Annotated in this window: 6 protein-coding genes; 3 read left to right on the forward strand and 3 right to left on the reverse strand. The window is 70.6% G+C overall.

The genetic code is table 11. The annotated features are described in order from the left end of the window. Nucleotides 1-132 precede the first annotated feature (132 nt). Entirely contained in the window at nt 133-459 is a 327-nt protein-coding gene (locus ACE3TL_RS16525) for a cell division protein ZapA (RefSeq protein ID WP_374579757.1), read from the reverse strand. A gap of 4 nt (nt 460-463) precedes the next feature. Further along, nucleotides 464-754 (reverse strand): DUF4164 family protein, encoded by a 291-nt coding sequence (locus tag ACE3TL_RS16530; RefSeq protein WP_374534533.1) that lies wholly within the window; start codon nt 752-754, stop codon nt 464-466. A 158-nt stretch (nt 755-912) separates the two neighbouring features. Here ACE3TL_RS16530 and tkt point away from each other — a divergent pair, with 158 nt between their 5' ends. Together tkt and purT are read left to right on the forward strand one after the other, a co-directional pair. Next, nucleotides 913-2,883 carry a transketolase gene (gene tkt, locus ACE3TL_RS16535; RefSeq protein ID WP_374579758.1) on the forward strand — a complete coding sequence of 657 codons (1,971 nt, stop codon included), beginning with the start codon at nt 913-915 and terminating at the stop codon, nt 2,881-2,883. A gap of 68 nt (nt 2,884-2,951) precedes the next feature. Then, the gene (gene purT, locus ACE3TL_RS16540; RefSeq protein WP_374579759.1) at nt 2,952-4,151 is read left to right on the forward strand and encodes a formate-dependent phosphoribosylglycinamide formyltransferase; all 1,200 of its coding nucleotides are present in this window, start codon (nt 2,952-2,954) and stop codon (nt 4,149-4,151) included. Here purT and ACE3TL_RS16545 read toward each other — a convergent pair. Then, nucleotides 4,148-4,546, reverse strand: a complete 399-nt coding sequence (locus tag ACE3TL_RS16545; RefSeq protein WP_374579760.1) for an MliC family protein — start codon at nt 4,544-4,546, stop codon at nt 4,148-4,150. The genes purT and ACE3TL_RS16545 overlap by 4 nt on opposite strands. 167 nt (nt 4,547-4,713) lie before the next feature. On the opposite strand from ACE3TL_RS16545, the gene ACE3TL_RS16550 reads away from it, so the two are divergent. Then, nucleotides 4,714-4,844 (forward strand): glyceraldehyde 3-phosphate dehydrogenase NAD-binding domain-containing protein (locus tag ACE3TL_RS16550; protein ID WP_374579761.1); only part of this gene is annotated, 131 nt, incomplete at its 3' end.

A 4,844-nucleotide genomic window follows, 5' to 3' on the forward strand; every position in this document is an offset into this window, starting at 1 on the left:
TACAAGCAGCGCGCCTCCAAGGGCTCCCCCGCTGGGGGAGCTCCCGGCCGAAGGGCCGGGGGAGGGGGACTTCGGACTCAGTAGACCCCCTCCGTCGCGCTTCGCGCGCCACCTCCCCCAGCGGGGGAGGAATTAGCTCTGCGCCAGCTTCTCGATCCGCTTGGCCGCATTCTCAAGCGCCCCGACCGCGCGGGTTTCGACACGAGCCTGGTCCGACTGCAGCCGCGCCAGTTCGGCCTGTACGGCCGAAAGCCGCAGGCGCAGGTCCGAGAGCTCGTCGGCGAGCAGCAGCGCGCCCATCAGGAACAGCCGCGTTTCGCCGAGCTGGCCCATGTCCTGCGACACCTGGCGCACCTGGCGGTCGAACAGCCGCCCCAGCTCCATCAGGTGGCCTTCCTGGCCATCCTCGCAGCCCACCGCATAGGGACGGCCGTTCACGGTGATGTTGAGTTGGGCCATGGCTTCAAGCCTCCTCGGGCTGCGAGGCCTGGGCCGGATCGCCGGCCAGGGCCGTCTTGATCTCGGCGATGGCGCGGCCCAGGGCCGCGGACGCCTCTGCGCCCGCCGCCTCCAGTTCCTGCTCGCGGACCTTGGCTTTTTCCAGTTCCGCGGCCAGCTTCCCGGCCTCATGGTCGAACAGGCCGTCGCCGGCCTTCCCGCCCGCGCCCGCAAGGCGTTGCTCCAGCGCGGAAATCGCGCGGTCCAGGCGCTTCACGGCCTGCTCCAGGGGGCTTTCGATCGCCAGCTCCCGCATTTCGGCATTCTCCGAAGGTGTGTCCGTTAATCTATAGAGTGCTTCGCGACGACGCCGAAACCCGCCCTGTGGCGTGACGCTTTCTTGACCCCCGCCGTCTCGCATGCGAGGGCCGCGCGCAAATCCCGCCATCGCCGCCAGACTCACCGGAACAGATAATGCCCGCACCGCTGCAATCCATGGCCGACGCCATCCGCGTGCTCTCGATGGACGCCGTCGAGACGGCCGCGTCGGGCCACCCCGGCATGCCGATGGGCATGGCCGACGTCGCCACGGTGCTGTGGAGCAAGTTCCTGAAGTTCGACGCCTCGCGCCCCGACTGGGCCGACCGCGACCGCTTCGTACTGTCGGCCGGCCACGGCTCGATGCTGCTCTATTCGCTGCTGCACCTGACCGGCTTCAAGGCCATGACGCTGGAGCAGATCAAGAACTTCCGCCAGTGGGGCTCCAACACCGCCGGCCACCCGGAATACGGCCACACGCCGGGCGTGGAGACCACCACCGGCCCGCTGGGCCAGGGCCTGGCCACCGCCGTCGGCATGGCCATGGCCGAGCGTCACCTGGCCGCCCGCTTCGGCGAGGCCCTGGTCGACCACCGCACCTGGGTCGTCTGCGGCGACGGCTGCCTGATGGAGGGCGTCAGCCATGAGGCGATCAGCCTGGCCGGCCGCCTGAAGCTTTCCAAGCTCACCCTGCTCTGGGACGACAACGACGTCACCATCGACGGCGCGGTGTCGCTGGCCGAGAGCGGCGACCAGCTCGCCCGCTTCAAGGCCGCCGGCTGGGCGGTGAAGGCGATCGACGGCCACGACTACGGCCAGATCCGCCGCGCGCTCGCCTGGGCGACCAAGCAGGACCGCCCCTCGCTGATCGCCTGCAAGACCAAGATCGGCAAGGGCGCGGCGACCATGGAGGGCAACCACAAGACCCACGGCGCGGCCCTGGGCGCCCAGGAGATCGCCGCCACCCGCACCCGGATGGGCTGGCCGGCCGAGCCCTTCGCCGTGCCGGACGAGGTGGTGAAGCCCTGGCGCTCGGCCGGTCGCCGCGGCGCCAAGCTCCGCAAGACCTGGGAAGCGCGCCTGGCCGCCTCGCCCTACGCCGCCGACTTCACCCGCGCCATGAAGGGCGACCTGCCGCAAGACGCCTTCGAGCGGCTGGACGCCCACATCGCCGAAGCCCTGGCCTCCAAGCCCGCCGCCGCCACCCGCCAGCACTCGGGCTCGGCGCTCGAAGCCCTCTTTCCGGCGATCCCGGAGATGATCGGCGGCTCGGCCGACCTCACCGGCTCGAACAACACCTTCGTCAAGGCCACCCGCATCTTCGATACGCCCGACTACGCCGGCCGCTACGTGAACTACGGCGTGCGCGAGTTCGGCATGGCCGCGGCGATGAACGGCATGGCCCTGCACGGCGGCGTCATCCCCTATGGCGGGGCGTTCATGGTGTTCTCCGACTACAGCCGCCCGGCCATCCGCCTGGGCGCCCTGATGGGGATCCGCGTGGTTCACGTCATGACCCACGACTCCATCGGCGTCGGCGAGGACGGCCCGACCCACCAGCCGATCGAGCACCTGGCCAGCCTGCGGGCCATGCCCAACCTCAACGTCTTCCGCCCGGCCGACGCGGTCGAGACCGCCGAATGCTGGAAGATCGCGCTCGAAACCCGCAAGACCCCCGCCTTCATGGCCCTCTCGCGCCAGAAGGTCCCCGCGGTCCGCGACTCCGCACCCGAGAACCTCTCGGCCAGGGGCGCCTATGAACTGAAGGCCGCCAGCGGCGAAGCCAAGGTGACGATCTTCGCCTCGGGGACCGAGGTCTCGATCGCGCTGGCCGCCCAGAAGCTGCTGGAGGCCGAGGGCGTGGCCGCGCGCGTGGTCTCCACCCCCTGCTGGGAGCTGTTCGACGCCCAGCCGGCGGCCTATCGGCAGGCGACCATCGGCACGGCGCCGGTCCGCGTCGCCGTCGAGGCCGCGGTCGGGTTCGGCTGGGAGCGGTTCATCGGCGAGAACGGCGCCTTCGTCGGCATGCACGGCTGGGGCGCCAGCGCCCCGGCCGACCGCCTCTACAAGGAATTCGGCGTCACCGCCGAAGCCGTGGTCGCCGCGGCGAAGGCCAAGCTGGGCTAGAACTCTTCCTCCAGAACCGGCAGGTTCCTGCGGCCTGCGCCACAGAACCTGCCGATAGGAAGCCCGAAATGCGCCTCGGAACGCCGCTCTCGCCCACCTCCGTCAAGGTCATGCTCCTGGGCTCGGGCGAGCTCGGCAAGGAGGTCGCCATCGAGCTGCAGCGGCTCGGCTGCGAGGTGATCGCCGTCGACCGCTACGCCGACGCGCCGGCCCAGCAGGTCGCCCACCGCGCCCACGTCATCGCCATGACCGACGCCGCCGCCCTGCGCGCCGTGGTCGAGGCCGAGCGCCCGCACCTGATCGTTCCCGAGATCGAGGCCATCGCCACCGACGAGCTGGTGAGGATCGAGGCCGAGGGCCTGGCGACCGTCATCCCGACCGCCCGCGCCGCCCAATTGACCATGAACCGCGAAGGCATCCGCCGGCTGGCGGCCGAGACCCTGGCCCTTCCGGTCTCGCCCTACGCCTTCGCAGGCTCCGAGGCCGAACTGGCCAAGGCCGCCGCCGAGGTCGCGGGCTTCCCCTGCTTCGTGAAACCGGTGATGTCCTCGTCGGGCAAGGGCCAGTCCTATGTCGAGGGGCCGGAAGGCGTCGCCGCAGCCTGGCGCTACGCCCTGGAGGGCGGCCGGGTCGAGCAGCCGCGCGTGATCGTCGAGGGCAAGGTCGAGTTCGACTTCGAGATCACCCTGCTGACCGTGCGCTCCAAGGGCGCGGACGGAGCCGTCCAGACGAGCTTCTGCGCCCCCATCGGCCATCGCCAGGCCGCCGGCGACTATGTCGAGAGCTGGCAGCCCCAGCCCATGAGCGAAAAGGCCCTGGAACGCGCCCGCGCCATCGCCGCCAAGGTCACCGACGAACTGGGCGGCCTGGGGGTCTTCGGCGTCGAGCTGTTCATCCGCGGCGACGAGGTCTGGTTCTCCGAGGTCAGCCCCCGCCCGCACGACACCGGCCTGGTCACCCTGGTCAGCCAGTACCAGAGCGAGTTCGCCCTGCACGCCCGCGCCATTCTCGGCCTGCCGATCGACGTGACCCAGCGCGAGCCGAGCGCCAGCGCGGTGATCTATGGCGGCCTGGAGGCGAGCGGCATCGCCTTCGACGGCGTGGCCGAGGCCCTGTCGGTTCCCGGTGCGGATCTGCGCCTGTTCGGCAAGCCCGAAGCCTTCGAGCGCCGCCGCATGGGCGTGGCCCTGGCGCGGGGCGAGAATATCGACCAGGCCCGCGAACGCGCCCGCGAGGCCGCGGGACGCGTCAGGCCGGTTGCGTCCTAACCGGCGGCCGGGGTGGCGCTTTCCGGCGCCTTGCAGTTGACGCCCTGGGCGCTGGCGATGTCCTCGCCGGCCTTCAGCGGGCTGAGCTGGCCGTCGGCCATGCCCTTGGTCCACCATTGCAGGCCATCGCCCACATAGCGCGCGCCACTGGCCGAGATCGCGATCTTCAGGGTGTGGGTCGCGCCCTCCAGCTCGACCACGGCGGTGTCGGCGTCGGGATAGCTGGCCTTCAGGCTGCGGCCGTCGTCGCAGACGTAGGTGGTGAGCGGCGCCGCCGCAGGGGCCGCAGCAGCGGGAGCTTCCGGCGCCTGGGCCTGCTCGGCGGGCTTGTTGCAGGCCGCCAGCCCCAGCAGCGCGGCAAGGCCCACGGCCCCGGTCAGATGAAGTTTCGCCACCTTCGGGCTCCTTCCACGGTCAAGGTTCAGGGGTCGAAAGCGCGCCAGACGGAAGGATGTTCCCGCCCGCAGGCGAAAGCATTGTCGCCCGATTGGGTTTCAGGGCTTGACTCCCGCTGCCCTGGCCGGAAGAAACCGCCCCAAATCAATTGGCTCAGGAGTTTTCGATGACCGTTCGCGTCGCCATCAATGGGTTCGGCCGTATCGGCAGGCTGGTCCTGCGTTCGATCGTCGAGCACGGCCGCAAGGACATCGAAGTCGTCGCCATCAACGACCTGGGCCCGGTCGAGACCAACGC

This window comes from Phenylobacterium sp. (assembly GCF_041920015.1).
GTDB lineage: Bacteria > Pseudomonadota > Alphaproteobacteria > Caulobacterales > Caulobacteraceae > Phenylobacterium.

Coding starts and splice junctions, on each gene's coding strand:
- ACE3TL_RS16530 (WP_374534533.1), bottom strand. CDS start 754: ATGCGGGAGCTGGCGATCGAAAGCCCCCTGGAGCAGGCCGTGAAGCGC.
- ACE3TL_RS16525 (WP_374579757.1), bottom strand. CDS start 459: ATGGCCCAACTCAACATCACCGTGAACGGCCGTCCCTATGCGGTGGGC.
- purT (WP_374579759.1), top strand. CDS start 2,952: ATGCGCCTCGGAACGCCGCTCTCGCCCACCTCCGTCAAGGTCATGCTC.
- tkt (WP_374579758.1), top strand. CDS start 913: ATGCCCGCACCGCTGCAATCCATGGCCGACGCCATCCGCGTGCTCTCG.